Genomic DNA, 3,064 nt, shown 5'->3' with positions numbered 1-3,064 from the left:
AAATTGCTTGTAGTTTGTTTTCTACTGTTGTTTTTTCCGCAATAATTTTTGCTACTTTATTTTTTATAATATCAATTTCCATTTTTGTATCTTCGTTTTGCAAATAGGTTGCAAATTTAAATGATTTTCTATTGTGAAAAAACATAAAAATGTTCTCATTTTTCTAATAAAGTTTTTTGTAACTTATGCATTATTATTCGTAATATATAATGTTTACTTACAAAAAACACAGCAAAAAGAACCTATCTTTAAAACTGCACCCATTACCACTTTAGTTGCAGATCAATCTGTAAATGTTATCGGTTTTTTTGGGTATGATGCTGGAGCATATCAACATAAAAAAGAGCTTTCTGTAAAATTGCTTATTAATGGAAAATACACAGCAAGAGTTATAGAGGGTTGCAACTCTTTAAGTATTATTATTTTATTTAATGCATTTATAATTGCTTTTGCTGGTTCTATTAAAGCCACTTTACTCTACTCTATTATTGGTAGTTTTTTAATATATGTTATTAATGTTTTGAGAATAGCTTTTTTGGCTGTTATGATTTATAAATACCCAAATCAACAAGAATTTTTACATAACATTATTTTTCCTGCCATAATTTATGGATTTGTATTTTTGCTTTGGGTTATCTGGGTTCAAAAATTTTCTAACCATAAAAAATGAATACTTACATAAAAATAGTATTGCTTCTAATAAGTTTCTTATTACTATTTTTAGTGAGAGGTTATGCTACAGATTTATTTTACGACCCTTTAATTGACTATTTTAAAAACGATTATCTATATACCAAAATACCAAAAGTAGATTTATGGAAGTTAACCATAGATATGTTTTTTAGATATGTGATAAACTCTCTTTTAACACTATCTATAATATGGTTACTTTTTGAAAGGAAAGATTATATAAAATTTACAGGATTCTTTTTAATGACCGCTTTTATTTTTCTCATCATCATTTTTACTTTTTTAGTTAAAAACCAATTTGAAAATGGTTATTTATTACCTTTTTATATTAGAAGATTTATAATTCATCCTTTATTTTTATTAATATTATTACCTGCATTTTACTTTCAAAAATTAAGCAATAGATAATTTAACATTTATTTTTCAGTAACAAATTGTAAATTTGCAGTAGAAATGAAAGCAGTTTTTACCAAATTATCGTCTATAATACTAGCCATACTAGTTTTGTTTTCTACTTTTTCTTTTGCAGTAGAAGCGCATTATTGTGGCGATTTTTTAATGGACATTTCTATAACAGGAGACACTGAAAACTGTGGTATGAAAATGGAGAAAAAATCATTTTCTAAAAAGAAAAACTGTTGTAAAGATGAAGTTATCACAGCAGAAGGTCAAGATGAGTTACAACAATTTAATGAGTTAAAATTAAATCTTGACAAACAACAATTTGTAACTGCTTTTTTAATTTCTCACCAAGATTTATTTGTAGAAAAAACAACAAAAAATACTTTTTACAAAGACTTTTCTCCACCTGATATCCCTAAAGATTATCAAGTTTTATATCAATCTTTTTTAATTTGATTTTATAATAACGTCAACTATCAAACAAACTTCTAACTTTAGAAGAAATAGTTATTTATTATAAAAATCAATATCAATGAAAAAATATATATTTAGTAGTTTCTTACTGCTATTTCCAATAATTATTCTTGCACAAAACACCTTAAAAGGAATGATTATGGACAAACAAAATCCTAAAGATCATCTAGGTGTACCTGGTGCCACTGTAAATTGGCTAAATACAAGCATAGGTACAGTTACCAATGAAAAAGGTTGGTTTACAATACCCTACAAACCTGAATATAAAAAACTCGTAGTAAGCTATATTGGCTATAAAACTGATACCATTACCATTACTAGTTTAGAGCCTCTTCATCACTTTATAACACCTGAAAATAGTTTAGAAGAAATTACCGTAAAAAGCAAAAGAGATGCTGTTCAAAAATCTTTATTTGCAACTGCAAATATGTTTACAGTAAATAATGATGAATTGTTAAAAGCTGCTTGCTGTAATTTGGCAGAGAGTTTTGAAACAAACCCTTCTATTGACGTTAGTTTTTCTGATGCTTTAACAGGTACAAGACAAATACAAATGCTGGGTTTAAAAAGCCCTTATTTACTAATAACTCAAGAAAATGTACCTTCTGTTAGAGGGGCTGCTCAGGCATTTGGTTTAACTTTTACACCCGGTACTTGGGTAGAAAGTATACAAATTACGAAAGGCGCTGGTTCTGTTGTAAATGGTTTCGAAAGTATTTCTGGACAAATTAATGCAGAATTGGTAAAGCCATTTTCTGATAACAAATTGTTTGTAAATGCCTATAGTTCTTTAAACGGACGTCTAGAATTAAATACGCATTTTAATCAGAAAATATCTGATAAATGGCAAGCAGGTTTATATGTACATGGAAATTATAGAGGTCAAAAATTTGATAGAAACAATGATAATTTTTTAGATGCTCCTTTGGCGAATCAAATAAATGTAATGAATCGTTGGCAATACACAGATGCCCAAAATGGATGGGTTAGCTTTATCAATTTTAGGTTTTTAAATGATGAAAAACAAACTGGAGAATTGAATTTTAATCCTGAAACAGACCGAGGAACTACGAATGCTTGGGGAAGTGAAATAGATACCAGACGTTTTGAAACCTCTGCAAAATTGGGTTATGTTTTTCCAGAACTTCCTTTTCAAAGTTTTGGCTTTCAATTTGCATATAGCAACCACCAACAAGATTCTTATTTTGGGTTAAATGTTTACGACATAAAGCACGAAAGTTTATACTCTAATCTATTATTTAATTCAATTATTGGTGATACTAGAAACAAGTTTAAAACAGGAATTAGTTTTACATATGATAAATATGATGAATTAGTAAATACATCAAACTTCAATAGAAAAGAACAATCTATGGGTGCTTTTTTCGAATATGCATTCGATAATTTAGAAGGTTTTAGCTTTACTGCAGGTATGCGAGTAGATACGCATAATTTATTAGGTACTTTTATAACACCCAGATTACATTTAAGGTATGCG

The 3,064-nt window shown here is 28.0% G+C and carries 4 protein-coding genes; all 4 read left to right on the top strand.

Annotation, left to right across the window (positions count from 1 at the left end; genetic code table 11):
- The first annotated feature begins 133 nt into the window (after positions 1-133).
- Positions 134-670 (top strand): exosortase family protein XrtF, encoded by a 537-nt coding sequence (gene xrtF / locus ACTG3S_RS05110; RefSeq protein WP_439128294.1) that lies wholly within the window; start codon positions 134-136, stop codon positions 668-670.
- Positions 667-1,098 (top strand): exosortase F system-associated membrane protein, encoded by a 432-nt coding sequence (locus tag ACTG3S_RS05105; RefSeq protein WP_439128293.1) that lies wholly within the window; start codon positions 667-669, stop codon positions 1,096-1,098. Before xrtF ends, ACTG3S_RS05105 begins: the two co-directional genes overlap by 4 nt.
- Positions 1,099-1,143: 45 nt before the next feature.
- The gene (locus ACTG3S_RS05100) at positions 1,144-1,548 is read left to right on the top strand and encodes an HYC_CC_PP family protein (RefSeq protein WP_439128292.1); all 405 of its coding nucleotides are present in this window, start codon (positions 1,144-1,146) and stop codon (positions 1,546-1,548) included.
- Between the two features lie 76 nt (positions 1,549-1,624).
- Positions 1,625-3,064, top strand: a 1,440-nt coding sequence (locus ACTG3S_RS05095) for a TonB-dependent receptor (protein WP_439128291.1), incomplete at its 3' end; no start/stop codon positions are given.

This window comes from Polaribacter sp., from assembly GCF_965656025.1.
Lineage (GTDB): Bacteria > Bacteroidota > Bacteroidia > Flavobacteriales > Flavobacteriaceae > Polaribacter.
This window is presented reverse-complemented; position numbering and strand designations above follow the sequence as displayed.